Source organism: Paenibacillus radicis (ex Xue et al. 2023), assembly GCF_024722015.1.
Taxonomy (GTDB): Bacteria; Bacillota; Bacilli; order Paenibacillales; family NBRC-103111; genus Paenibacillus_S.
On record NZ_JANQBD010000031.1, the window covers coordinates 50391 to 76782 of the forward strand.

Genomic DNA, 26392 nt, shown 5'->3' on the forward strand with positions numbered 1-26392 from the left:
CTACTAATCTACTTGTCTATACCATTTGAATCTATCTTCATAACTTATTATCACAAGGTAAAATTTGATAGTTTTACCTTCCTAATAAAGACATCTGGAAAGGAACATGAGGATGAAGAATGTGGTATGCATTGGCTGTGGATATGTAGGTAGTGTCACTTCGGTTGCTTTCGCTGCGTTGGGCTACCATACGGTAGTTATTGACGTTGATTCAAATAAGGTGGAGATGATCAATGCGGGGAAAAGCTCCCTTTACGAGCCTGGATTGGAGCCATTGATACAGCAAGTTTCAGGTCGTACTTTATTTGCCGTCTCAACCTATGAACCCATCAAAGAAGCTGACATCGTATTCATATGTGTAGGCACTCCTTCCCTAGTGGATGGAACAGCAGATTTAACCTATGTTAAGATGGCAGCTAAACAAATTGGCATGGCCTTAAACCCGGGCAAATTTACGGTAATAGTTAATAAATCCACCGTTCCTGTTGGTACTGCAGATTTGGTGACCTCGATATTGGAGGAAGAATCCGGTTTGCAAGCTGAACAGGATTTTGCCGTAGTCAGTAACCCGGAATTTTTGAGGGAAGGATTTGCGCTGGAGGATGTAATGGCACCCGATCGGATTGTCATTGGAACCAGTAACGAAAGAGCGCGAAAGCAGATGCGATTATTGTATGAGCCTCTCATCCAGCTAAATTCAGCTGACCAGGTCGTTTATTTCGAGACAGATGCAAAAAGCGCAGAGCTGATAAAGTACGCGTCCAATGCTTTTTTAGCAGTAAAAATCAGTTATATCAACGAGGTTGCGAAGCTGTGCGAGGCCTTGAATGCGCATGTACCCGATGTCGCTAAAGGAATGGGCTTGGATTCCCGTATCGGAAGTAAATTTCTGCAAGTATCCAGCGGATGGAGCGGAAGCTGCTTCCCCAAAGATACCGCCGAGCTGCTCGCAACGAGCTTTAAATATGGCTCCGAGCTTTCCATAGTAAGCGCCGCGATCACCGCCAACCTGAACATGCATTTGTATTGTGTGGACAAAATCGTGCGTCAACTAGGAGACCTTCGCGGAAAAACCATCGCTATCCTGGGCTTAACCTTTAAACCGGATACAGATGATGCCCGAGCCACTCAAGCAACGGTTATTATTAGGAAACTGATTGAATTAGGCGCGGCCATCCACGTTCATGACCCCATGGGAATGCCTATGTTTAGCGCTTTAAATGGAGATTTGCCGATAACATACTGCAATAGTGGCGAAGAAGCTGCACAAGGAGTAGACGGATTGGTTTTGTTAACACACTGGGAGTGTTACATAAAGCTCGATTGGCAGAAAATTTTCCTATCCATGAGGCATCCTTATATTTTGGATACCCGAAATTTCCTGGATAAGAAAACATTGCAGGAGCTTGGCTTTCAGTACGATGGAATCGGTCTTGGGAGATTATCTTAGCCTGAAACTTAACAAAGTCACTTGTCGGTATCATTTGAAAACCGCTGTTACATGAACACCTATGCCTTAGGCTGCGGCCCCGACTGGGGCCTAGAGCCATGGAGGGAATACAAGCAGGGAGTTATATTTCTTTTTCTTGTGTAAACCTAATAAAATAACAAAAATACATAAAAAAATCCTTGTCTGGAAATTTTAAATGGTTATTATTGGATTGTAACCGTTTGCATATATTTGGCCTTCTTACAATTCTCTTATAGCGGCATTAGGATTTATTTTCGTAATGACTTGATTTTTGGGGGTATTGTCATGCGAATCGATAATTATTTGAATTTAACCCGTTTTCCAGCACAAATCTCCTTGACACTCGACCGTACCGCAAGCTTCCGGGAAGTGAGGCATTCCCATCCGGGACTTGAAATTATTTATGTTCATGAAGGATGTGGCCATGTTGTACTAAATCAACAAAGGTACATTATCCAACCGGGAACTCTTTTGTATTACAAGCCCTATCAGCAGCACCAGGTACAAATGAACATTGATGCCGAGAACCCTTACATCCGTTCCATGTTTTTATTCGAGCCTGCCCTGCTGTGGGATTACTATTTCTCAGGTGTAGCCACGAGGTTCGGACAACGATCCAACGCGTCTTACAACATGGAAGAAAACACTCTGGTTCTGATTCAAATTCTACATTATCTCCAACAAGTGTATGAGCATAGCAACCGCCGTTTGTACCTTCAAAGCTAATGCGGTGGCGTGTCTTCATCCCCCTAGCTGCAAATCACTCTCTTAAGGAAGTGAGGTACGCTATTTCATCGTTTTAACGTTAATATTCAACTAAAACGGAACTAGGATCTCTTATTTGCTTAAAATATGGCATTTCTGTCTATTAAAGTCGGAATAACGCATCGTAGTTCCGCGACTTCATGAAATCGGATAGATTTTCAATCAATAGAGGCTTGATGTTCCGTCAGTCAGCGTGATTCAAAGGGTTGGCTATCCGTACCGGATCGATGACCCGTGTGCTCATCGAAATCCATTGCCTCGATACGTTCGAGTCCGTACCTCTACCTTCTAAAACTCTGGTGTCAAAAAACGTCCCAGGGGGGGATGCTCTCCCGTAGGGCGAGACTTCGCGCAGCCATCGGAACTAAGATGGCTACAGGCTTCGACGTCCCCCCTCGTCGGGGGTTCTCATCAGCCTCCTGAAACGAAAAAAAGCCACTAGTGGTTTTTGACTTACGTCCCAGGAGGGATGCTCTCCCGTAGGGCGAGACTTCGCGCAGCCATCGGAACTAAGATGGCTACGGGTTTCGACGTCCCCCCTCGTCAGGGGTTCTCATCAGCCTCCTAAAACGCAAAAAAGCCACTAGTGGCTTTTGACTTACGTCCCAGGAGGGATACTCGCCCTACGGGCGAGACTTCGCGTATCCATCGAACTAAGATGGCTACGGGCTTCGACGCCCCCCCCTCGTCGGGCGTTCTCATCAACCTCCTGAAACGCAAAAAAGCCACTAGTGGCTTTTGACTTACGTCCCAGGAGGACGTATATATCTCCTAAAAAACGTTGATGTATCAATATTTTACCTACACCTTGTGTAAAATATGTGTAAAACGATTTTTATAAGATAAATTGTGTTAATTAACAAAATATAAAGGGCCCTCTATCCATAGAGACAGAGGGCTACATTTTATAAACCATCGGGGTTTTCAACTTTTATAATGACCATAAACGTTAGTTTGATCCATATGCTTTCCATCCATTATTCACTATTGGCTTTCTCTCCTCTGCTTCGAGCAGTTCCATCTTTTCAGGGTCGATCGGAGACCAAATTATATATCGTTCTCTATTCAGTTCCTCTAGGACCTCAAGTATCTTACCTCGGTTACGTCCTGTCTTAATGGTTAGCTCATGGATGGTAGGTAGCCGCCAGCGGCCACGAAGGTAATTATGGATAATACGAAGCACTTTGCGTTCAATATCCTGTAGCATCTAAGTCCACCTGCAATACATCAGCAAATTGAAACACTTCCCATGAAGGCCCTTGTTCTACCTTTATTAGTTGGTATCGTGGATCTATGCTTGTTACAATTCCAGCTATCTCTAGATTACCGTTTTCCCTAAAAAGTTTAATCCTAGTCTGGATCACATTAGACATAGAAGCTCTTAGCCTCCCGTATAGCTCTTGCTGCTCCTTCTCAGTTAATTCGGGTTTCTTCATTTTGTCATTATGCCGGTTAATGATGTTGATTCGGTCCTTATGCTCCGGCAGCATCATGCGGTTGCTCTCCCATAGGCCATTTCCTTCAAGCTTTTTTCTCATTTCAAATTTCACCCTCATTCTGATAATGTAATTCCCCAGTACTGACTTCCTTTTTCTAGTAGCTCCGTTCTTACCTTCTCCCACTGTAATAGCAAACTGTGATCGTATCCGCGGCACTTGAATTTTGCCTGTATGCCTTCTGCTGTACGTACTTCTTCTATAATTTTGATACCGCGTTTTTGCAGTTCCGCCTTCAGCTCTATTAGTTCTGTGTGGGCGGTGCCTTGCGCCTTGCTGAGACTAAGGGCATATAAGCTATTCAGCTTTAAATTAACTTGATTCATCCTATCAATATCCCTTTGAAGCACATCAAGCATGACAGGCAATATAACCCCCATTTTGACAGAAAGGAGCTCTCCAGGAGTAAGCAATGTCGCTCTGTTCATAAATGGACACCTCTAAAATAGGAACTAATGTTCTCATTTTATACGAACATAACACGAACATGCAAGTGATCATAATTAAATGTTTCCTAGTTATTTGGAATAGCAGTATTAATCGCGCAGTGTTATAATGGGCATATATTAAAACAGTAGAGGCCGGAAGCACCGACCTAAGCAGACCGTATAACGGTTCTGTTTATCGTGCTTCCGGCCTCTTTGTATTTTCTAAGAAGGAGCGTGTTGGTGTGAATATTTTTGAAATAATTGCTAAAGGAACGCATGTGGGACTACTAATGTCTAGCGGAGAAATGATTACAGGTGAGTTTTCATGCTGGGTCAAAGAATTTGGATCTATCATAATCACGCTGCCATGTGAGACTGGATTTGTGCAGTTGGATATTTATAAGATCAATTTGTTCTGGGAAGTAGTATAAGACTTCAAAAAAGCCCTCAATCCTTACGGAAAGAGGGCTTTGACTATTATGGAGCTGGCGTATATTCACTTACTTCAAACGTCTCAATTTTATCAAAAGCAATGTAATCCTTACGAGTTAGGAAATTAGCTTTGTTGAATGATTTATTGATTGTGTAGACTTCCGATCCAGTACCAGCAGCCCTACCATTGTACCAGGTAATGAAGTTATTTACTTCGCTCATAGGAAGGTCGTACTCTTTCTCAAGCCCGCTTACTAGGGTGATAACAAGTAGGGCTTTATTGCCTGTAGGAGGCGTTACTGTTCCCTGCGGTGTAGCGGATGCTTCGTTTGAATTTCCACTTTCGCCTCCAGTACCAACTGCTGTGACAACGTAGTAGTATTTAGTTCCGTTTGTAACATTTGCGTCAGTATATGTTGTTCCAGTGACGTTAGATGCGATAGTTGAATACGGTCCCCCTGGAGTTGTTGAACGTTTAATATTGTAGCCCGTTGATCCAGTAATTGCAGTCCAGGTGAGGGTGACTTGGGAGTTACCAGCAGTGGCTATTAAATTTGTTGGAATTGGTGTAGCTGGCACCCCATCTATAACCTGAATTTCGTAAACTTTTAAATTAGTTCCTAGAAGCATAACTCCTGTAGAACCCCTAAAATTCACTCCCTTTGTTCCCCCACTAATCCCACTTTCAGAAAATGTAGCATATATTGTTTGCTTCGAATTAGAGACGTTAAATTCAATTCTTTCTTTGTCTGATCCATCAGTGCTTTGGTTAATGACACTATAGACATTCAGGACACTTCCTTCAATCGAGGTTGATTCTGCTGTAATTATTACTGTAAATGTCGCTTTTGCAGGAATTAAACTGTAGCATGCTTCTTGAGATGATAAGCTTCCATGGGTAGAGAATGTATTTAAATCATTATCAATTGACAATGATTTATTAGTGGCAGTTACGAGATTAGAATAGCAACCTCCTTGAGATAATGAGTAGCTTTGCGCTGATACAGATATTACTCCATTCGCCATAATGAATAAACAGACTAGTAATAAAACAAAAATTCTTCTCAAACAAATCTCTCCCTTATTTTCCAAATTATAATCTATTTTGCAAATAACAGATTATAATATATTTCATGGAATGTCTAAACATTTTAACCCAAATAATGTAATTAAAGTAATGAATTGAGTCTTTTTTCGTAAACAAAAGGAAAAGCCCTCAATCCCGAAACTATGAGGGGCTGATATTCCCAAGCGCTTGGGAATTTGCTAAGGATAACTTTCCTTACCTATTCTACCTGCTGTCTGGATGCCTTGCGTAACTCATTTGCCAACCAGTGCAAATAATCCTTATGTTCCTGATCCTTCGTCTCTATCCATGCTGGGCTAATCCACGTATTTATTATGGTTTCTGCTACCCCTTTGTCAAGCATTGGTTCATCCACCTCCTTATCGTATTGATTCAGCTCAAAACTCGAAATGAAACTGTTCAGCTTTTGTGCATACACCGGATCGGTAGCATATCCGCACAAGTATAATGCATTCGTTTGCTCCTGCGCCGTTAGCGCGTCTCGTACACGTTCATAACGACTCCACTGGAATAAGATATCCTGGTCCCTGAAACAATCCTCTATACAATCGTAAGCCCTCCAGTTAGCTTGTACGCCATCAACGCGAACCCCGTCATACACTTCCCACGTCTTTGTACTTACACTTGCACCCTTCCAGAAACCATTTGGTTGCCCGCTGCCTACCTTGTAACCGACAAGATTATTCCAAGTGTGCAAGACGCAGCCTGTTTCCAGCATCGCCTGTGAAATCCGGACTGAGGGGAGAATTGGAGAACCCTCCCTGCGCAACTGAACGGCAATAGGCGCTATAACGGCTATAAACTCTTGTCGTGTCATTATTTACTCTCTCCCTTTTGTTGCAGCTGCTTCAAGAAATTAGTTAAAGCTGGCGGAAGCGGAACGCCCAAAGGCCCAAGATTCTCCACCACTGACAACCCTTCGCGGCCAGCGTAGAAGTAAAGCGCCAGTGTTCGGAATATCGGTGCCTCTGCCCCCATAAATTGATCCAATAGGACAGCCAGAGCGATAACGCCAAGGACAACCGCCTTACGGATTCCGCCCCAAAACATCACCTCACTGTTTACCGTCCTTGTCCTGATCGCTCCCAGTAGGCCGCTTATGTAATCAGCTATCATAAGGTAAACCATTACCTTAAGTGCTGTATCCCATCCGCCCAGGTAATCCGTTGCAATGAATCCAATGAAGGCAGCAGCGCTACCGATTACTGCCTCCCCTTTGCTTTGCCCTATTGCCGATGTTGCAAGTAATGTACCAATTTCTTTTGTTGTCATTTGACACCCCTCTCTGCCCTTTTGGACATAAAAATAGCACCGATAGATTCGGAGCGAAACCCGTACATATGTTTGTCGTAATATGATATAATTCCAGTAAAACCCATAGGAGGTTTGATAATGAAAAAGCTAATTATCGGCTTGTCCATCGGGATGATGCTTGGATCAACTGCTACAGCAATTGCAGCTACCAGTGAGACAGTACAAGCTACTTTTGCAAAGTTCGCTTTTAAGGTAAACGGCCAAGAAAAAGAACTAAAAACGGCTCCACTCGTTGTTGATGGAACATCTTATTTACCTGTTAGGGAAGTGGCCGGACTGTTGGGATATGATTTGAAATACGATGACACAACAAGAACGATAGACTTAAAAAACACTCCAGAAAGGGTTGTGAATAAAATGACTACCGCTTCTAAAATAAATACTGCTGAATGGACCTCACTAACCTCATTGAGTGATGATTATGGGTATCAGTTAGAATTTAATGCTTCAAACGTTACTATTCTTAAAAAGGCAGATAAAGTATACCTAAAATTAATTTTGCCCAAGTCAGATGTCAGAGGTGAAGTTCAACTCGATCTTTTATTCCCAGAGAATACTAAAGTTACGCTCAATCTATTAGATGATGGCGGCATTTATATTAGAAACACAGATTTAAAATCTCATGGCATACTTCCTTAGAAGTCCCCTCCACCTCTGCTCTGTACGAACAATTGAGTATTTACAGTGGCAACGATGCGCCCGAGCGAATTGGGCGTTATTTTTATTTCACGCCAACCACGTTGGATTTTACCAGCCCCATCCTTTGCAAGAAAAGGAATAAGGTCAATTTCATCCTCACTCGTTCCTAAATTCGGAATTGTTACACCATCAACTGCAACCGTCACTAAAGTTGGACTTGGGCCTTCAAAAATGCCGTAGTCAATACCATGAGAATGATTAGGTAATTCAAAATCGTGTGCATGATTTGGCAATGACACATTATGTGAATGGTCCGGTAATGATACGTTATGTTGATGATCAGGTAAATTAATATTATGCGTATGATTCGGCACACTAAAATCGTGCCGATGATTTGGTACACTAACATCATGGGAATGCACTGCTATTAGGTTATGTTCATGGTTACCATCAAATGTAGTGAAATACGTTCCGTCAGCCGTCGGGACATCATGTGAGTGATTTCCCGAAGCTGCAATAACCGGTAATGATCTACTCGCATTTCGTACCCAATTCCCATCAGTTGAAGTACTAACCGTACCTCCTCCGGAATCTGTACTTGTGTTAACCCCTCCACCCGATGATGAGGTTTGTGTGGAGCTGCCTCCCGCTGCCGTAGAAGTTGCTATCCCCCCACCCGCTGCCGTTGAGGTCGCTATTCCCCCACCGCCTGCCGTACTGGTTGCAATAGCCCCGCCGCCCTCAATCGCTCTCGAATAGGCCCTAAATGCCTCCGATTTGTACGACAGACGCACCTTATTAATTCGGGCCGTTTCTTCCGGAATATAAAACCTCAATACAGCCGGATGTGCCTGATCGCAGTTATCAGCAAAATCGTGCGAATCTACGTTAGTGGCCCCCTGAGCATAAACCTCCCCGATCCGCTGCCGGTTGGCAAGGTCGGACATTGTCCCTGCTATATCCAGTGTTTTATTGGCAATCTCCAGCTGAATGTCCCCTGGAGCTCCGCGTAAATCGTTCTTACTCACTTTAACCACTCGGGCCTTAAAGTCCTCTCCCATTTCTTCGTCCTTCACCCTAACAATAGATCCCGTTTTGAACTTATAAATGCGCTGTCCGGTCAACCTGTGAATGTCCGAGGCTGAAACTTTGTAAGAAACGCGTGGGCGCTTGTACTCATTCAAAAGAGCCTCACAGCGCGATTTTAGCGTCTCCGAAAATTGATATCTTCGATCAACAAAAATACGCGAAACGATGCCGTATTGTGCCTGTGCCGCGGTATCTTCCACGTATGACAGACCGCCATTGATATCCTGGAATGTGAGCTGGTTTACACCCTCTCCATATCCCAATCCATACATCCTTGTGCAAATGTTTGTAGGATCTACCGTCTTTTCAATGCCCCGCATGTTAACGCCATAACGTATATATGTTTCAACGTCCTCAGAGGGTTGTACGAGGTTTAAACGCCATGGATAGACTGTTGTATCATACGTCCATTGAAATTCCTCAGCGAAAGGCTTAGGGACGCTTATAACAGCAGCAAGCAAGTTCTCGTTTTCCCAATTGTACTCAAATTGGTGATTGAAACTAACCGTTCCTAGCTGCCAGCGTTGAACAAGCTGCTTCGATAGGATGTACTGCAACACAGAAGCTGTGTAAACTCCTAAATTGCCAATCGTGTGATATTGGAACATAACATCATCTAATAAAGTGGCCAGTACATGTTCGCAGCTGTACGATACCGTTTGTCCGTCATTGCTGCGTCTGGCCGTATTCGGAATAATGCGGAATAGTTCCACGCGCTCCTTGTCATCGTACAACTCTACGAAGTAAAGCGGCTGACACTCTTTGTTTTTAGGATCATTGCCGGGTAAAGAAAAAGATGCCGTCCAAAGTCCATTGAGCGGCATCTCGTATCCAATTGCAAAAGCATTTTCAAGGTACGCCACACGGCGCATTTGATTGTCATAAACAGTTATCGGTGCATTGGGCATGTTTGTCCTCCTATACAAATTTATCGCGGTGTGTAATGCGGATCAATACGGATCGCCCGCTTTCCGTGTCGGTATACTTAAACAGGTTGTCGCCCAGGTTTAGGCTGAAAAAGTCACCTTCCATTAAATGAAGGGCGTTTAAACCATTCTTAGTAAAGGTGAGGTTTTTAGAATCAATGATGATTTGATCCCCTGGAACGAGCTGCCCCGTGAACTCAATCTCGTCAACATGGTATTTCCGCGGGTTTGCCTCAAACGTACCTAGACCATCCAACATAGCTCCGGTAAATGTCTCCTTTAAGATCGTGGCCGCTATCTCTCCGAAGCCATCCATGTTAGCAGAAAAGAACATCTCTCTAGTGTAGATAGCTGAGAAAGTTCCTTCTCCGTCCATCGTAGATCGTGCAAGAACTTCAACATTTGCTTTTGCTGTCAGTTCTCCTATTCCATCCAATTTTGCATTGATAAAGATATCAAAAGACGTTGGTCTGTTATATGGAGAAAGATTAAAGGCCGAACGATTGAACACTCAAATCCTCCTTCCCTATTCCGCTCTAGCAATACGAAGATTAGCACCTAATAAAGTCCCTGTTCCAGTTACCCCTAGAATGGTGACATACATTTTAACCGTGTCTCCTGAAGTAAGATACAAGAATGTTGATCCGTGCTGATTTATGTTTCCGCTAGTTGCCCTATCTATCTCAGCGACTGTATCCGTATTAACGTTGTTTACATACAAATCTGTTCTCAGTGTTCCTGCTGAGGGTAGATTAACGATAGCTACCGATTTAAAGATATATATCCCTGTTTCTTGCGCCGTAAAGGTGTAGGTCGAAGTATCAAACTCTGACCGCGTGTCCGCGTCCTCTGTATTCAATGCTGGTTGGGTAGCTGTGATGTTAGGTAAGCTTTGCGAAGCACTTGTCCGTGCTTTAACATAAGATCGAATGCCACTACGAACGAAACTAGTTTTATTTAACCCACCTAATGTATCAGCGTCTAAGCCGCTGCCTTCGCCGTCAACTGTTTTTATTTTAGTGAGAATGTCTGCTGCTGTGTAAGAAGTCGCGGGTAAAGCGGCGTTGGCAGTCGTCTGTGCAGCTTGCGCGGCACTCAGTGCAACGTCCGTTTCTTGCTTACGCGCAATGTGTGTTGCAACTGTAGGTGTACCTACATTCGCCTGTCCCGCTGCGTCCCTTTGCATAATGGTACTCGCTGTAGCTGCCGAAGTAGATCCGTGAGCAGTGCTGGCGTTTCTATGTGCATCTATGTCCAGTCGCAGATTATCCAGATATGCCCCATCTTGCAACAATAGCCAATCCTGTACACTATCCCTTGTTGTGTTGTCCGCTAAATCCTGTGCCAAATTGCTAACCACTGTAGCCATATTTGCTCCGTATTGGATGCTTACGTCTGTTGGGTTACATGTGATACCGTACTGGTCTAGGGCGATGTAGGTAACGTAGTAGTCGGCGTTTGTGTCGAAGTTAGCTTGCGGACAATACGCACCTTGTTTTCCGTAAACGGAAGTTGTAGTTATGATCCAGTTAGACGTATCGTTGTTATTGTCCTTGTAAATAGCTATGATTCGCTCTGTCTTATTTTTGAATTTCGTTGCTTCAAGAGAAGCTTGTGCTGTATCGTTCAGGTAATAACGATTAAGTCCACTCGCATAAAGCAGTGGATTCGCTTTCTCTCTTACAATCAAACCACTGCCAACCTCGATTTGATTCCCACCTTCATGGAGCGCTAAGTCCCCTTCTACTGCTATCTCCTCGATAGTCGATGAGGTAAGCTGATATTGTAGTTTGTACGGCGTCTTATAATTTAAAGCTTTCGAAGTAGGCAACGTCTGCGTACCTCCATTAACAGGAGCGCCTCCCAAATCATCTACCCACGCCTTGGTACCTGAACTATAGGGAACATTGGTTGGATTGCCCCACTGATACATACGCCACCCATAAAAATAAGCTTTTATCTCTGCGGCAGATGGCGCGTACGTTTCTCCCCAGCCGCTTTCTGTGTCGGCAATGGTAATAAAATATTTCGATATACCGGCGTTATAAAATCTGAAGTCCGCTGATAATAACGAGCCGCTATCAAACTTAATCATTGCCCCATCGTATTTCACGGTGCGTAGACTATCGTCACTATTACTGGATACTCCAATCAAATCAAGCTTGACTCGCTTAAATCCGATTGGATCTGAATCAAACGTCCACGCCAAACTACCATCCAAGTCCATTCGCTTAAACCGTGATTCTTTGTAATACTTGTTCCCCATCTTATATATCGTATCGTAAACTGATCCGTCTACACTGGATGAAAGCTGCTGATTTGGCACATAGATGTATTGGTCTGATTTGGGTTCAAACGGTGCTGCTGTGGAGCCTAGATTGAGTGTTGGATTGGTGAATATAAATGTGCCACTAGAAGTATATACAATGAGCTTATATTGGATAAATGTTGTAGATGCTGCTGTTGTGAATATTCTAGATTTAAACGTCCCATCACCCGCTATATTCCCTATAAATGTGAATGTTCCTCCGAGTGAAGATGCTTCATACAACTCTAACACAGCGCCATTCGGTACTGCACAAGAAGCGTTATACAACGTGCTACCCAACGCAGGAATTTTTACATCTATTTGTTGATTCGATGCTGTAGCAATTAATGTTGTTGAATACGGAGAAGAAATTGAAAAAGGGCCATTTACCGTCCACTCGTTAAACGGCGGCAATAGGTTCTTACCTGATTTAGTTACATACAATCCATTCACATTAGTTATGCCTTCAGTGTATGGGTACTTGGCTGCGAGTTTATCCCCTGTAAATTCAGGATCAACGTCAATTTTGGCATAATCAGAAGCAGAAATTTCGTAGAGTGACCAACTGGACGTATTAAGGTAATTATCTCCTGAGGCACTTCCGTATACCGATAGGTGCGTAGTCACAGCAATTTGGGCTGGAGTAAGTTTTAGATAATGTCGTCTAAAACCATTTTTGGCACTACCATACGATGACCCCGAAATAGCACTACCATAAGCATACAAGTAATACGAACTCCAGCTTGTATTTTTTATATCAGCTAAAAACAAATAGTGTTTTGTTGGGTCTACAGTTGGGGTTAACCTCCTAACAGATACTGTAGAACTGGATGTTCCCGTTGGTATAAGCGCTTTTAAACTTGTTGTCCCATTGGAAAAAACAGTAGGGTCAACTGAAAGGACACCACCAGCAAACAGCCAACTATTAAGAGATTCACCTCTACCCCAACGTTCAAAGAAGTTAACACGAGTCTGCCCACGCGCTCCCAAATCAACTGGCCCCGCCTGGTCTGCATTTACAGCTTGCAAGCCGTAAATCAGGTTAGTCGTCAGTAGTTGGGAGCTTTTAATCTGATTTGCAACATCCTCGATATTGCCTTTGAATGTATCATGGTCATATGCTGTAAAATACCTTGCGACTTTAGCTCCAGTACTCCAGCTTTTAGCAGAGCCCTGAAACCCCCTTGTAACCCCTGTAAGGCTGTTACCACTCTTGCCCGTATAAAGGATGGTCTCGGCTGTATCATCCGTCCCAATGGTTGCCAGATTTGGCGCAGCAGGCAGGAGCGCGGCGTTTACCACGGGTACTGTTGTAACGACATTTGTAATGGCTGCGGAGAGCTCCGTCTGTGGGCTGTTAGGTACAGCCGGATACATGGTTTGTTGTGTCACGTATACTTACCTCCTTTAACTCAATGTCAGCACAATAGCATCAGCCTGTATGCGCAGCCTGTCGCCACTCAAGATTGTACGCTGATTGGTAATCGGGCCATAATAAAGCAAATTGCCTGCTGTCAGAGCGTCCCTAATTCCGATATGCGTCACCGTACCCCAATCGGCGGTTGCAATTGGAAACACGATTTCGGCATTGATTTTGATCGTTTCCTTGCTGCTCTCTAGTGCCGGTGCTGAAAATGTTGCGACTTGCCGAACATAAGCGCCCCCGCTTACTTCCGCTCCAGTATCGGCCCCAGTTGGATTAGTCGTGTACAAGGCTATGTAAACCGTTGTCGGCCTCGTGTATGCGGTATTGCGAAACACCTGATTTAGCAGTGCAGTGGCGAGAAAGTTGGATATGACCATTCTTTAGATCACCTCGTATTCGTTTACTATTTTAAAGCCGTTTAGGGTTGATCCGGTATTTGTCAGTACGATAACAGGTTCGGTTGATACATTCCCATTAGACTGAATTTCAAAGAAATATGGCGAATCAGTTATCGTTGTTTCAAAGATACGCTCTGTACCGGATGCAAGCGGATCAAATGCAACCAGTGGGAGGTTGAAAAACGCCATCGCAAAATCCCGCTTCGGCATCAAGGAGCCTGAATAACGGACCTTGTAAAATACCGAAGGCTCGTAGCTAAAGACGAGTACAATCTCCCTCGGCCTGCCCTTGTCATCCGTTAAGAACGAAGCAAAGGACCTTATTTTCTGTTGAAGGTTCTCCCGGTTGGTTTCGGTTGCCCAAGCCAAAGGGAACATGAAAACACGCGCTCCCATGTCTGCGCCAAAATCCCATGCACCGTTACGGCCTGCTAATGGTAAGGTTCGATCAACAGTCGAAGGAAGAATCGAGTGTTCGTGTCCGGGCTGGACAATCAATCCGAAACTGTCCAACGTCCTGCCATCCAAAGTAATTAAGCTCATACAAGCCCCTCCCCTCGACCCCTTTGCCTAGTCATGTCATGTAATGGCTCGGAAATCGCTTCGGCTATTTTATATCCATCCAGATAAACACTCGTTTGTATATAAGATGGCTGTTGCTGTAAAAGATTCATGGTTTGATCGTTCGGAGTAACTTTCGCCCCTCTTGGAAGGTTCAACAACTCCGGTCCTTCTTCTCCGACAAGTGCCATGCCCCCGGCAAAGTAGTCCGTCCCTTTGGCTAACATAGGGATAGCCGGAATATCCAGACTGAAAGCTTTCCCGCCAATCGCCGGAATCCAATCCGGAAAATCAAATTTTATCCGGTTAAGCCCGCGAATTAAATTGTTCATTTGGGCAATAATCAGATTCACACCGCCTTTCACGATGCCGCCTATGCCCTCCCATATGCCTTTTACCGTCTGCTGCATGCCTTCCCATACCTTCGTAAAGTCACCACGGAATAGGCCGTCCAAGATTTTAATCACACCGGATACAATATCCACAATAGAAGAAATAGTCGTCCCAATAATATCCCAAGCAACGGTTATAATGTCCTGGACATACGGCATCGTTAATTTGACAATGTCCATGATGAGATTAAATAAGGTTTCAACCGTATTCTGTATGTCTGCACCATTCTCATCCCAGTATGCAGAAATGGCCGCTAACTTCTCTTGGATAAAGGGCACGATAAAATCAAGCACATACTTGATATACTCATCTTTTAGTGCTTTCCACATCTTCCCGAATCCTGAAAGCTCATCACTGGCTCCACCGAATGTATCCTTAAACCATTTCAGAAATAACGGCATGTTGCCAGACAGCCAGTTTGCAAACTCATTGAGGATCGGTAGCACCTTTTCACCGACAGGAATCAAAATACCCGTTTCCAATTGCCGACCAATTCCCGTTATTGCTTCCCCAAAGCTACTGTACTTGATATCATTAATTTTCTTCAATGTATCCCCGGTGGAATTGGCTGTTGTTCCGATATTGCCAAGAGCAAGAACCGACTTCGCTTCCAAATCTTCGAATTGCGTTCCAAAGAGTTGAACGCCGATCCGGTTCAGTTCCATGGGGTCGTCCAAGTTTTTCATGGCCGTTAGGACCGTTTGAAATGCTTTTTGTGCAGTTTCGCCACCTGCCGCGAATTGTTTTCCGGTTTTATCCGCATTCAATCCAAGCGCCTGAAACGCTTCAGTTGTCCCTTTCGATCCATCCTTAGCCCGAATATTGAATTCCTTGACAGCATCCCCAACCTTGTCGATTTGGAAAGCACCGTTTTTAGCTCCATCAATCAGGACATTGGTAAACTGGTCTGCACTGAAGCCAAGCGCATTAAACTGTGGCGCGTATTCATTCAGGGAGTCCAGCAGTTCCCCGCTTCGGTCTGCTCCGTTCTGCGCCCCTTGTGCAATCAATGTAAACGCCTGATCGCCGCTGATTCCGAATTGTTTCATCAAAGAATCAGCAGCTTTCACAGAGTCTTTAACATCGTAGTCAAATGTATCCCTGAGGATGAGGGCGTTTTTCGTTAATCCATTCAGGCCTTCTCCAGTGGTCCCGGTGGTCTTTTTCACTTCGGCCATGGCCTTTGCAACATCATCCAAGCTTTCGCCCAGGTTAGCATTGTACAATTCCTTTGCCGTCTCTTTAAAGGCTGCCATTTCTTCATTACTGGCCCCAGTTTGCGCTTGAAGCTTGTTCATCGACTTATTAAAATCGTCAGCTGCCGTAACAGAAGCTACACCAAACGCAGCAAGAGCGGCAGCACCTACAGCTGCCAGTGATAGTGCCGCCGCTCCAGCCGCTTTCCCTACGTTTCCAAGTTGGGAGGACGCTGCCTTCCCCTTCTGATCCATACCGTCCATCTTTTTATTAGCGTCATCATCATTGATGAAGATAGAGCCGAATAGACGGAAGATTTCCATTTTACAATCACCCGCCTTTCAAGTGGGCCTCTCTAAGGGCATGTTGAATCCATTCCGCATCGTCCAATATTTCCTGTGCTGTCTTTGTGGATGCTGTAGCAGGCGTAGCGGTAGCTTGTTTCATAAAATCATCAAATGAAATAAAATTATCTCGATTCATTTTGGCATACCTTGCAATCCACATATCCCACAGTCGTTCCTTTCGGTGCTCCACAGCAGCCTTGGAAATCATTTCAATCCCTGTATCCAAGGATAGATCAAGCACAAATTGAGGACTGTAATAGCGAGTAAGCAGCATGTCATAGACTTCGATCTCATCTATTTGGCTGCTTGCTGCAAAAAACTTGCAAAGCTCTTTTGTCCCTTAAACTGATCGATAACTTTCATGAACTCCGAAAGCTCCAACTCTTTCAATTTATCAGGCTTCATACCCGTTAGATCAGCAAGAAATGCAATAACTTCAGCTTCTGCAAGGTGTATATTTTCTAAAGCAGTCATCAAGATTTCAAACCCTAGCTTCTTTTGTGATGCCTCATCCCTTTTCAGAGTCGCTATATGTTTCAATGAATCTTTTAGGTCCATTTTTTTCAGTATCCGGGACATTGGGAATAGATCCATCGTTTTCAATGGCCTGACTTGTATCTCCACTTTCTCCACTCCTATGCTCAAAATAAATAAGAGACGGCTTTCGCCGCCCCGTTATGCTGTTGTGAAATTCGTGATATTGTTCGCGGCCAGTGCATTTCCGGCCATGTCCTTTACTCCAGTCGTGCATACCGCGATATAGGCGGTTGCTGCCGTTAAGTTTGCTGTTGGATCAAATGTCACTACGGTTTTCCCTGCATTGATCGTTAACGTGCCCGGAACTATCGTTCCGTCCGATGCCTTCATGACCATAAAATTCGCAGTGTCCAACGATGACGAGCGAATCGGTTCATTGAACGTCCAAACGAAATTTCCGGATACAGAAAAGCCGGTTGCTGCGTCAATCGGGTTAGTTGTAACCGTTGGTGGTGTGTTGTCGCCTGGGAGCTTCGGATAATATATTTCAAAGGGGACCGTATCCAAATTGTCCGCATCATAATGAGCCATGAAGGTAATCGGCAATACCCCCTCATTTTTGTCTTCCGTTTTCAGCGTAATCCCTTCTGTACTGAGGGCATTAAAGATTCGAATGACAACTGGCTTGTTACTGCCGGATAGTCTTCCTATCCATGTCACGTTGTCAATATAATGGCTTAGTTGAATCGTGTTTGACGCGGTTACAATGTCATAGTTGGCATTGGTCACGGTATCAACCGATCCAGTTGCCAGCGCAGCAGACAAGACAGAAGGGGTTATTTCAAGCATGTTCGCAAGGATGGATACTTCCCACGCGTCAATGTTATTAAGTCCCTTTGCCCGCCCTTTTACGCCGTCTACCTCGATTTGTCGAATAGTCGGTTTGGCTGTAAACTGCCCGCCGCCGCGTGTAGCTCCTAGCAATGTTCCTGTAGCACTGCCGATATCGTAGTTTTTATAAAATGCCCCCGCATCCAGCAGTAAATGATCCGGTGTATCTTGCGTAAAGCCCGAATAGACTGTCATCGTTTAACCTCCAAACGTTCTAACTTGATAGACATACTTTCTACGCCGTATTCGTTTATCGTCATCCGGTAGCGACATGCGGTTCTCGCGATAGAAGATGAAGGCTAGCCCTTCTCCTGTGACTACCTTTTTATGCAATGCCTCATCGATATTGCTCATCAACTGCTCAAGAGGCATTGTGTCCGCATCAGTTGGAGCGTCCCAACCGTCAACCTCTAACACGAAATTTTCCATGGTTCCGTCATCAACGCTGTTGGGAAGCTCAAACACGATATAAGGAAACTTGGTGTTATCTGGAGTTATCTCATAGAAAACACGTGGATGAATTACTTTAAGCTGGCTCTGTATAACCTTACGCAGCTCCGTAACCTTACTCATCTTTGTTTTCCCCCTCGTTGTTCTCGTCAATGGATTTTAAGGCCCTGTTCTCATCCTCAATCTGCTTGATATAGGCACCAGCAATCGCCCGAATGTCTTGGATATGATTACGTGCGGCATTGGTTAGTAGCGCTCGCTTCGGCTGCTTGCTCGTCCCTAGCTCCTGCTCCACACCGTACCACGTATTATGCTTGATGCCGACCTGTAAATTATTCTCCCGCTTCCGTACCCAATACTGATAGGAGCGTGATATCCGCTTGGCTCGCTTAAGGCCCTTTTGTTTTCTCGCCTCTTGCATGACTCGCTTTCGGATTAGTTTCCCAATGTCTCTGAGCGCTGCCCGTTCTAATTCAACCAACAAATACTTGGCTCTGTCCACGGAAGAGGTAAATTCAACCCCGTCTTTCTTTATTTTGACTACAGAGGGTACGGCCATTATCTAACCACCAGTCCCGAGCATACAAGCTCCATTTCTTTATCGTTCTTTTCAAAGGTTCGAGCAATCGTGTAAGTAGTTCCTTCAAATTCCAATTCAGTCTCCCCCGCATATTCCAGCGTCCAAACGGTAAATGTCAGTACTGGTTTCAATCCAGCGGCGGCGGCCTGATAAAATTCGGACTGTCGAACCGATTTCTTTTCTGCAAAGGTTTCCCGTGGTGTTCGTATGGTTATGGGATCGCCTACATCATTTACGCCAGTTGTAACGCTTATTAGATAAATTTGTTTATCAAATCGCATATCACATCGCCTCGCTTATTCCTGCTTGCTTGAAACGGCTAATTGTGTGAGTAACGTGTGAAAAACGGGGGAGAATTTGATCTCCCCATTTTGCGTGTTCCACAAATCACTTACACCCATCACAATTACACCTACGGAAAGATCGGTTTCAAACTTGCTACTAGAAACGCCCGCCCCTATCATGTAGCCCTTAACAGCAAATAGCTTTTGACTAAGAACGGCATCGAATGCAGTACTTGTTAGCGGTATGTTTAAGCCTATCTTACAAGCAGTAAGCAGTTCGGTATCAGTCATTAGCGACACCTTGATTATCCTTAACAGGATCTACTTGTTCTGTTTTTTCGCTGAGGGCTTGCGGGTCCGCTGTAGCCTCCACGGAATAAGGAACTAAAATTATTTTCAGACCGCTTTGAACTTGTTCGAAACGTAACTTGTTAGACAGATGTTCATGCTCTTCTTCCGACAACGGAAGCGTTGCTTTCCAAAGGAGCGCCGTTTCGTTCTCTACTTGGACGATCCCTGCTTGTTTAGCTGGAACTTTTGCCATTCTGTTTCACCACCTCTCTAAATAAATACAGCGCCCTAATTAAGACGCTGCGCCTTTCTTGATAATGACTATTCCGTTCGGATCAATAAGCTTGCCATCCGCAATCAGGATGGCCTTATCTACCCATTCATTTGTATCATGATCGAAATAACGGAACATGGTCATCTGCATGTTGGAATTGAAGCCATAGTTTTTCAGGTTGCAATACACTGCCACAACATCACCTGTTGCAGCATCTGCAAATGGACCAATGACATCATCTTCCACTTGAATGACCTCCTTGCCACCAAAGCGCTCCTGTGGACCTTCGGTTATTCCATAATTGACTCGCCCGATAGGTTGCCCTTGATCATCAACCATGCCATTGATATAACCTTCGAAGGTCCCCGAAGCCATCAAGAAGGTTGCGCCTGCTTTGTATGCCAGCGGCATTTTTGCAAGGACCAGTTTGGCCCATTGTTCCCAAGATGCAAATTGCAAAGGGGTCATCGTGACGATTTGTGCAGCCGGGACTCGAGTGTCAACGGTTATTCCTTTTGGTTGACCCGTCCCGCTCCCCTTTATCACTGCTAGGTCAATCGCTTTAACCATAGCCTCTACAATCAAATCGGTGATGACTGCTTCGAATCCATCCAGCGTAACTGTATCAGCCAATAATGAAATGGATACTTTGCATTCGAGGCCGTAGTAGAGGAAGGATATCTTTGTGTTCGCCTGTGACTTTTGCTTGTCAGATGCTGGAGCCTCCCCGATCCATGTCGCAGTAGGCTTCAAAGAAAGAATCGGGACATCGACCCCACCTTTAATATTGAGCTTACGTACACGGCTGAATACCTGACCGTATACTGTAATTTTTTTGATAATTTCGTTTAATATAGTGGTGGGGATGACCGCAGACACATCAGACGTTGTTGTCATGGCATTTGCGCGAAGCTCCGGCTTCATTTCTCCAGTTTTGGCATAAGCCATGAATGCATTACGATATTCAAGCGTTCCGTATGGATCAACTGGATCTTGAGACCGTTGTTGCTGTTGCTGAGTGCCGCCAAGTCCATAGCTGCCCATAATTTGTGTTACTCCTATAGGAGATGTCCCACGCTGTTCATGCTGTCCGGCGCCAGGAATCTGGCTGCGTTGCTCGCCTTCAACTTCTGGAGCATTCTCAATTAGGCTGCGAAGCTCGACAATTTCAGAATTTAGCTCCTCTAGCTCTGTATTTATGCTTCTCAGTTCAGCAACATCTGTAGCAGCTGCCGACCTCGTTCCAAGTTCTGCCTTACGAGCTTCTTTTTTTGCTAGTCTTGCTTGTATTGTTTTTTTCATCGATTTGTTCACCTTACCCTTTCATATTTATCAGGATTTGATTTTTAAGCTTCAATACTTCCAGCTCGTTGTTCGAGTTATCCAACTGAGACCGGGCATTCTCCAATGCCCTTGCAGCGCTATCCAACGCCGATTGATCACGAGCATTTATGTCAGTTCCCGAATAAGCCGGAAAGTTGACTGCGCTGACTTCTATAACCTTCTTAACACTTTGAATGCGGCGGGTCGGCATGTCAGCAGAAAGATCATCCCATGTTTCCTTCTCCACATAAAAAATAAAAGACATCCCATCGATGTCCTCCCGCTTCACTGCGCTATATAACGACTTGGCTTCCGTGTTATTATCTATATCCAGGCTGGCCTTTACATAAAGGCCGATATCATCAGTACGGAGTAACATTGTAGAATTGCCGTTATTTCGACGGCTGCGAGCTAACGGTATTTTCCTTAAATCGTGATTAACGCTAAATAACACATCATCGAAATTACAGCCATCGAATGCACCACGTTCAATAACTTCATAGAACCAATTACCGATGTTTGTCTTCTGATCGTACACAGCAGGATGACCTTCGATGTAATTACCATCATCCACAGCTCTAAGATCAACGATCCCAAAGCTTCGTTTGACTGCCTCGTCCTTAACTGGCAGTTTACTTTGCTGGCTCATCGCCTTTCCCTCCATTCGTCGTATTAGTTCGCCCCATCTGATATGCATTCGCCAAATTGACATCGATATAATTCAAAGACATGGTTCTTTTGTCCCCGCCTTCAATTGGTGGATACCCAAGCAGCGCCAGCTTTTGATTGTCCGTTAATAAGCCTTGCTCCCCTGCTGTCTTGAGCAAATTAAGCTTGGCGCTCGTTGACAAATACATCATATCTTTGTGATAAAAGACGATCTTGTTCCCTACGTCTAGTTCCCTCGGCGTAAACAAGGTTTTTGAAAAGACTTGCCCCAACCCTATGACCAGTGGCTCCAGTGTACTTTCATAGAAAGCTTGATACTGCTCATCTGTATAATCGCGGGAAAGGATAGCAAGTGAAACGCCGTACCACTCCTGAACACTGCTTTTCAGGAATGCAAGTGTGTCTTTGTCTACAAACTTAGGATCAAGATTAAGCGGCGTGTACTCGCCCTTCAAATCCATTGGCAATATGCCAGATTCACCGGACTTCATCAGCTTTTCAAATCGCTCACGCTCCAGTCGTTGCGCTCCATCATCCAGCAATGTTGAAATTTTCAAGATACCTCTAATGGAAAGGCTTGTTTTGATCCCCTTCTCAAGACCTTGAAGAACAGAATCGTTTATCTGCAATACTTTCAGTAGCGCTACATTATCTGGCTGGCCGTTCATTCCACCGCCCATTACTTCATTTACAGAAAACTTCTTGCGGATATGAATGACATCCGAATAAGGGAGAGTGAAACTTTCACCCGAACGAAAATACATTTTCACAAAAAGCTTGTTTGATGAATCCTGAACGAAATCTACTTGATATGGATTTAGTGGGTAAAATCCAGTATAGTTTCTTGTTTCACTCCCATTGTTCTGCTTCACAAACTCATAGGTGGGATAAATAAAAACGTTGTAATTTAAAAATAACAGCCATACCACTTTTTCAAGAAATTCCCGTGTCGTCATGAGTTCATTCGGTGCGAATTCAAAAAGCCTGTTCAAACTCCCCTTTGGGGAAGTCTGCATTCCGCTACTGTCCACCCTTATGTGCCTCGGCTGTAGCTTGCTGATCTCCGTAGCAATGACATCTATGCAGTTTTGCACGACATCTGAAGCATAGATATTGTCCCCGAATTGGCTGAATATGGGCGTATATCCATTCAGCATTTTAGCCCTAACATACTCCTTGCCCTTAGAGAGCAAATTTTTAAAGCTATCTATTAATAGCACTTGTTCACCCCGCTCTCTGCGTCAACTCTAAGTATTCGGTACGACTGTCGATATAAACGCGAGTGCAAATAATTAATGTCACAGCTCCATCGATTTTTTTATCCTCTTTGCCCTGAACTTTAACCGGCATTATTTCCATTTTATTATTTATGGCAAGGGCTGTATTTTCCAAGCACCACCGATCTAACGAATCATCGTTGTAGTTAATCAACTTGCCGCGAAGATCTGCTTCGACAAGTTTCATTGGTTCACTTATTGGTGCCCAGTCTTGGACAACGCGCTGCATGTCAAAACCAAGATCCTCCATTTCCTTCACCCAGTAAACTGCGGACCACTTGTCATAACCTACCTTATAGATTTTAATTCCAAATTCCTTTACCATTTTGACAAACCAAGCTGTGACTTTACTGAAATCATTTTCATTTCCATCACATACCGTTATCCGATCAAGTCGAATCCATTCTTTGAATTTCGGTAAATCCTCTTTCGAAAGCATGGCCAGTTTGGATTCGGGAATGAAATACTGCGATAAGGTGTATTTCTTACCAGATCGAATGAACAACAAACGGGCACAAGCAAGGTCGCCTGATTTGGAAAGATCCACGCCTCCAATTGCAAACGAACCGCGAAAATCTGCGATATCGAATTTAGCCTCGTTCACAATTTCTTCAGCGAGTAGCCATGCAGCTGCATTGTTCTGCTTGATATTAAAATCCTTTGCCAACATAAAAATCCGTTCGGCCTTATCGTGCTGGGCCTTGCGGATTTGGTCTTTGATATATTTAACTTTCTTGATCGTGCCCAAGCTCGGATTCGATTTTTGATGTGATCTTGGATTCTGCCAAACCTCCGCTTCGGAATCCTGCGTATACAGCCATACCAGGAGCGTATGATCCTCAATTTCCTTCGCGAGGACAGCACGGCCATATTTCAATTCTTTATCCAAGTATCCATCGTTCACAAACCCCTCAGTTGTGATGTTGATAAACCATGGCTCATCTTTCGTGGATTGTGATTGATCGATAGATTTTGCAATAACGTTATCCGTCATTTCATTGGACTCATCAAGGATTGCCCCATCGATGTTGCGACCTTCCTTATTTCGTGTCCGATCCGAAATCTTGAATATCTTGCTCTTATTTTTAAGATTAAAAATGCCTTTCATGTTTTTATGTGTGCGCCGATCCTTTGGATCAAATTGTTCACGCATGTTATTGATTTCCTCGAAGATGATATTAGCCTGGGCATCATCGTTTGAAGAGCAGACGATATCATTACCACCTGTACCACACATCATTTCAGTTAACCCGAGCGCAGCGCAGAGAGTAGATTTCCCGTTCTTTCGGGCAATGAGTAAAATTGCCTTTTTGAACCGGCGCAATAGCTCCTTCGGTGGCTTTTCACCGTAATAAGCCTCATAACCTTCATCTGACCATTTAAACGAATAAAACGCCTCAATGAATGCCTTTTCCCAAAGCTCCAAGATAAAGGGTTGACCGTAAAATGGAGATTTCGTATGTTTACAAAACTGTTCAATGAATTCAATACGATCATTGGCATCGGTTGTATCATAAACAAAAGCAGGATTATCCAAGTCCTCAATCAGGTTTTCAAGTTGTTGAATCAGCTCTTGCCCCGCAATGATTTCACCATTCTTTATTGCATTGCGGTATTGTACTAGGTAACTATTTTCCGGCACGTCTTTCGCGCATGAACTTGTCAAATTCATCATCCTCATCTAAGAGGTTTTTACTCAGGATTCCGTTAAGCGTTTTTATGACAACAGAATAAGAATTGATATTCTTAAGCAGCTGATCGCCGCTTGGCAGCTTTTCCTGCTGGTTATGGTTCTTTGGGTTAATCCGCACCATACCCGTAGTTTCGATGGACTGCATTAAAACGAAGTTTTCAGCTTTAAGGAAGGCAGCAATGTTGATTAGTTCTTCAGCCAATTGCGCTTTATTGGGCTCGACTTCTTTAAAAATCTCCTGCAATTTCTTGTGTTCTTTTCGGTACACTTCGGATTTCGCTGGAATAAATATCACCTCGAAGGATTTTCAAAATTTTCGGTCTGTGTGAAAAATGCCTCCCCCCTACGGTACCCAGCTGGTTTGAAAATAATATTTTACCGGGGGGCCACAAAAAAAGACTGCGATTATTCGCAGTCTAAATTCCTTGTATTTTTAATTATAATTATGGAACTATACCAATCTTACTAGGCTCTAAATGATCCTGTAATGACGGAATAGAATCATAATTGAAACCAGAGAGCTTGTTTTGAAAATTAGAAAATTTGTGCTTTAACTCTTCCACACTACTTGCTTCAAATAATTCCATTACTTTTGTAGCAAAATCACGGGACTGGAGTCTTTGCAATAGAGGTAGTTGAATGTACTCCCCATAAATATAAGTAATTGGGTACCAGTTTCTAGTATTCCTATTTCTAAGTACACTAAAATAATAGAGAAGCAAGTCTGCTTGAATCATTTGATTCTTGCTGTAATTCTTGGTTGTATGTTCATTAATTAGAATATCGGCCGAAAGACAGAGTTTACGAAGACCTAACCGACGATTTCGAGTTTCATCCAAAGAAGTGCAGTTCATGTGAAGTGAATCGTAAGATACAGGCACTAACGATCCGCTTTTATTAAAGAAATATGTAGATTCTAGTAATAACAAGAGGCTTCTAACTCGCGATTTTTCTATAAATACTAAAACGGTGAACAAGAATAGTTCCCGCAACAGGAACTTAAAGTGGTCAAATTGCCTAATATCATGTGAACCCAACCCCTCAGAGGCCCTTGTAAACGTAATCATCCTCTCAAAAAAATCAACAAAGATAGCTATATCAGCCGATTCCTGATATTCACAATGAAGCTCCACAAATCGAATAAAATCATCTCGAAGTGGAATCATGTTATGAATGTTGTCTACAATTATATCGTCTAATTCTTTTCCATCAATGCGCTCGTACTGAAATTTCGATAGAGTTTCTATGAATGCTTGAATAAATTCTTGGAATAGGTTCTTAACACGAGCAGGATTTCTAAGAATGGCATCTTTTATTTGTGAATTTATATTAGTCGTTTTAAGATGAGATGGAGCATCATCAAATAAGTAAGAAGGCGCTACACCTCGTTCTGGCCTACGATATAATGGCTGATTGTACAAGTGCCTTAGCAGCTGTTCATAACCAGATTCATACTTATCCTCAGAAGACAAATCGATGAAAATGCGATTTTTCATGTAGGCCGGAACTAATGAGTTACCTTGCTCGTCTAATTCAGCTATGATAGGGATGACTCGTTCTTGTCCTACCTTCTCATAAACTTCCTGTGATAAAATTTGGGTTTCAGTTCCTACTCCACCCTTTCGGCCATCAGCTTTAGCTTTGTAAGCATGGTCACAGATTACTAAAACTTTATCAATCTCAGATGATGTAACCATCTGCTCCATGAAAACAAACTTATCTTGTCCCGGCTTCAAATCCCACTTATCGAACACTATTTCTACACCATTTTCCATAAGACGAGTTGCCAGCCGGACAACCCAATCATCCTGTTCAATAGATGACCACGCATAGGATATGAACACTTTTGGCGGAATTGACCCAGGTAATACCATAAGGTAAGGACCTCCTTTACAGTACTCAAGCG

The 26392-nt window shown here is 43.7% G+C and carries 30 protein-coding genes; 4 read left to right on the top strand and 26 right to left on the bottom strand.

The annotated features are described in order from the left end of the window. Nucleotides 1-112: 112 nt before the first annotated feature. Both NV381_RS31430 and NV381_RS31435 read left to right on the top strand, forming a co-directional pair. Nucleotides 113-1450 carry a UDP-glucose dehydrogenase family protein gene (locus NV381_RS31430; protein ID WP_258217274.1) on the top strand — a complete coding sequence of 446 codons (1338 nt, stop codon included), beginning with the start codon at nt 113-115 and terminating at the stop codon, nt 1448-1450. A 306-nt stretch (nt 1451-1756) separates the two neighbouring features. Beyond that, nucleotides 1757-2197: an AraC family ligand binding domain-containing protein gene (locus tag NV381_RS31435; RefSeq protein ID WP_258217275.1), complete on the top strand. Its 441-nt coding sequence runs from the start codon at nt 1757-1759 to the stop codon at nt 2195-2197. 988 nt (nt 2198-3185) lie between these two features. Here the strand turns inward: NV381_RS31435 and NV381_RS31440 are convergent. Genes NV381_RS31440 through NV381_RS31450 form a run of 3 tightly spaced genes read right to left on the bottom strand, consistent with a single transcriptional unit; the run spans nt 3186 to nt 4160 of the window. Continuing rightward, complete coding sequence (locus NV381_RS31440; protein WP_258217276.1) at nt 3186-3443, bottom strand: hypothetical protein; 258 nt, start codon at nt 3441-3443, stop codon at nt 3186-3188. After that, nucleotides 3427-3774 (bottom strand): YolD-like family protein, encoded by a 348-nt coding sequence (locus tag NV381_RS31445; protein ID WP_258217277.1) that lies wholly within the window; start codon nt 3772-3774, stop codon nt 3427-3429. The genes NV381_RS31440 and NV381_RS31445 overlap by 17 nt, the downstream gene beginning before the upstream one ends. A 14-nt stretch (nt 3775-3788) precedes the next feature. Next, complete coding sequence (locus NV381_RS31450) at nt 3789-4160, bottom strand: hypothetical protein (RefSeq protein ID WP_258217278.1); 372 nt, start codon at nt 4158-4160, stop codon at nt 3789-3791. 242 nt (nt 4161-4402) lie between these two features. Between NV381_RS31450 and NV381_RS31455 the strand changes: the two genes are divergently transcribed. Further along, on the top strand, nt 4403-4591 hold the full coding sequence (locus NV381_RS31455) for a hypothetical protein (RefSeq protein ID WP_258217279.1): 189 nt from the start codon (nt 4403-4405) through the stop codon (nt 4589-4591). Between the two features lie 46 nt (nt 4592-4637). Here the strand turns inward: NV381_RS31455 and NV381_RS31460 are convergent, their stop codons facing one another. The 3 genes from NV381_RS31460 to NV381_RS31470 all read right to left on the bottom strand — a co-directional run bounded on the left by NV381_RS31460 (nt 4638) and on the right by NV381_RS31470 (nt 6951). Next, a complete protein-coding gene (locus tag NV381_RS31460) occupies nt 4638-5660 on the bottom strand; it encodes a fibronectin type III domain-containing protein (protein ID WP_258217280.1) in 1023 nt (340 codons plus the stop codon). 218 nt (nt 5661-5878) lie between these two features. Continuing rightward, nucleotides 5879-6496 carry a glycoside hydrolase family 73 protein gene (locus tag NV381_RS31465; RefSeq protein WP_258217281.1) on the bottom strand — a complete coding sequence of 206 codons (618 nt, stop codon included), beginning with the start codon at nt 6494-6496 and terminating at the stop codon, nt 5879-5881. Beyond that, nucleotides 6496-6951 (bottom strand): phage holin family protein, encoded by a 456-nt coding sequence (locus NV381_RS31470; RefSeq protein ID WP_258217282.1) that lies wholly within the window; start codon nt 6949-6951, stop codon nt 6496-6498. Before NV381_RS31470 ends, NV381_RS31465 begins: the two co-directional genes overlap by 1 nt. Nucleotides 6952-7071: 120 nt before the next feature. Here NV381_RS31470 and NV381_RS31475 point away from each other — a divergent pair, with 120 nt between their 5' ends. Then, on the top strand, nt 7072-7632 hold the full coding sequence (locus NV381_RS31475; RefSeq protein ID WP_258217283.1) for a copper amine oxidase N-terminal domain-containing protein: 561 nt from the start codon (nt 7072-7074) through the stop codon (nt 7630-7632). On the opposite strand, the gene NV381_RS31480 is transcribed toward NV381_RS31475, so the two are convergent. The 20 genes from NV381_RS31480 to NV381_RS31575 all read right to left on the bottom strand — a co-directional run bounded on the left by NV381_RS31480 (nt 7629) and on the right by NV381_RS31575 (nt 26360). After that, nucleotides 7629-9629, bottom strand: a complete 2001-nt coding sequence (locus NV381_RS31480) for a phage tail spike protein (protein WP_258217284.1) — start codon at nt 9627-9629, stop codon at nt 7629-7631. The genes NV381_RS31475 and NV381_RS31480 overlap by 4 nt on opposite strands. Nucleotides 9630-9639: 10 nt before the next feature. After that, nucleotides 9640-10158, bottom strand: coding sequence for a phage tail family protein (locus NV381_RS31485; protein WP_258217285.1), 519 nt, complete (start codon nt 10156-10158; stop codon nt 9640-9642). Between the two features lie 15 nt (nt 10159-10173). Next, nucleotides 10174-13347 (bottom strand): hypothetical protein, encoded by a 3174-nt coding sequence (locus tag NV381_RS31490; protein ID WP_258217286.1) that lies wholly within the window; start codon nt 13345-13347, stop codon nt 10174-10176. Between the two features lie 15 nt (nt 13348-13362). Beyond that, the gene (locus NV381_RS31495; protein WP_258217287.1) at nt 13363-13758 is read right to left on the bottom strand and encodes a phage tail fiber protein; all 396 of its coding nucleotides are present in this window, start codon (nt 13756-13758) and stop codon (nt 13363-13365) included. A gap of 3 nt (nt 13759-13761) precedes the next feature. After that, nucleotides 13762-14322 carry a phage tail family protein gene (locus NV381_RS31500; RefSeq protein ID WP_258217288.1) on the bottom strand — a complete coding sequence of 187 codons (561 nt, stop codon included), beginning with the start codon at nt 14320-14322 and terminating at the stop codon, nt 13762-13764. After that, nucleotides 14319-16253: a phage tail tape measure protein gene (locus NV381_RS31505; RefSeq protein ID WP_258217289.1), complete on the bottom strand. Its 1935-nt coding sequence runs from the start codon at nt 16251-16253 to the stop codon at nt 14319-14321. Before NV381_RS31505 ends, NV381_RS31500 begins: the two co-directional genes overlap by 4 nt. A 7-nt stretch (nt 16254-16260) precedes the next feature. Continuing rightward, entirely contained in the window at nt 16261-16551 is a 291-nt protein-coding gene (locus tag NV381_RS31510; protein WP_258217290.1) for a hypothetical protein, read from the bottom strand. 20 nt (nt 16552-16571) lie between these two features. Then, nucleotides 16572-16901 carry a hypothetical protein gene (locus NV381_RS31515; protein ID WP_258217291.1) on the bottom strand — a complete coding sequence of 110 codons (330 nt, stop codon included), beginning with the start codon at nt 16899-16901 and terminating at the stop codon, nt 16572-16574. A 51-nt stretch (nt 16902-16952) separates the two neighbouring features. Then, entirely contained in the window at nt 16953-17840 is an 888-nt protein-coding gene (locus tag NV381_RS31520) for an Ig-like domain-containing protein (RefSeq protein WP_258217292.1), read from the bottom strand. Nucleotides 17841-17843: 3 nt separating this feature from the next. Continuing rightward, nucleotides 17844-18218 carry a DUF3168 domain-containing protein gene (locus NV381_RS31525; protein WP_258217293.1) on the bottom strand — a complete coding sequence of 125 codons (375 nt, stop codon included), beginning with the start codon at nt 18216-18218 and terminating at the stop codon, nt 17844-17846. Further along, on the bottom strand, nt 18211-18654 hold the full coding sequence (locus NV381_RS31530; protein ID WP_258217294.1) for an HK97-gp10 family putative phage morphogenesis protein: 444 nt from the start codon (nt 18652-18654) through the stop codon (nt 18211-18213). The genes NV381_RS31525 and NV381_RS31530 overlap by 8 nt, the downstream gene beginning before the upstream one ends. Beyond that, nucleotides 18654-18956: a phage head closure protein gene (locus tag NV381_RS31535; protein WP_258217295.1), complete on the bottom strand. Its 303-nt coding sequence runs from the start codon at nt 18954-18956 to the stop codon at nt 18654-18656. Before NV381_RS31535 ends, NV381_RS31530 begins: the two co-directional genes overlap by 1 nt. Before the next feature lie 15 nt (nt 18957-18971). Further along, on the bottom strand, nt 18972-19250 hold the full coding sequence (locus NV381_RS31540; RefSeq protein WP_258217296.1) for a hypothetical protein: 279 nt from the start codon (nt 19248-19250) through the stop codon (nt 18972-18974). Further along, complete coding sequence (locus NV381_RS31545; protein WP_258217297.1) at nt 19243-19503, bottom strand: hypothetical protein; 261 nt, start codon at nt 19501-19503, stop codon at nt 19243-19245. The genes NV381_RS31540 and NV381_RS31545 overlap by 8 nt, the downstream gene beginning before the upstream one ends. Nucleotides 19504-19542: 39 nt before the next feature. Continuing rightward, nucleotides 19543-20826: a phage major capsid protein gene (locus NV381_RS31550; RefSeq protein WP_258217298.1), complete on the bottom strand. Its 1284-nt coding sequence runs from the start codon at nt 20824-20826 to the stop codon at nt 19543-19545. A gap of 13 nt (nt 20827-20839) precedes the next feature. Further along, on the bottom strand, nt 20840-21496 hold the full coding sequence (locus NV381_RS31555; RefSeq protein ID WP_258217299.1) for an HK97 family phage prohead protease: 657 nt from the start codon (nt 21494-21496) through the stop codon (nt 20840-20842). Then, nucleotides 21480-22673 carry a phage portal protein gene (locus tag NV381_RS31560; RefSeq protein WP_258217300.1) on the bottom strand — a complete coding sequence of 398 codons (1194 nt, stop codon included), beginning with the start codon at nt 22671-22673 and terminating at the stop codon, nt 21480-21482. Before NV381_RS31560 ends, NV381_RS31555 begins: the two co-directional genes overlap by 17 nt. A 67-nt stretch (nt 22674-22740) precedes the next feature. Continuing rightward, nucleotides 22741-24468, bottom strand: coding sequence for a terminase large subunit (locus NV381_RS31565; protein WP_258217301.1), 1728 nt, complete (start codon nt 24466-24468; stop codon nt 22741-22743). Continuing rightward, a complete protein-coding gene (locus NV381_RS31570; RefSeq protein WP_258217302.1) occupies nt 24422-24754 on the bottom strand; it encodes a hypothetical protein in 333 nt (110 codons plus the stop codon). Before NV381_RS31570 ends, NV381_RS31565 begins: the two co-directional genes overlap by 47 nt. 175 nt (nt 24755-24929) lie before the next feature. After that, the gene (locus tag NV381_RS31575) at nt 24930-26360 is read right to left on the bottom strand and encodes a toll/interleukin-1 receptor domain-containing protein (protein WP_258217303.1); all 1431 of its coding nucleotides are present in this window, start codon (nt 26358-26360) and stop codon (nt 24930-24932) included. Nucleotides 26361-26392 lie beyond the last annotated feature (32 nt).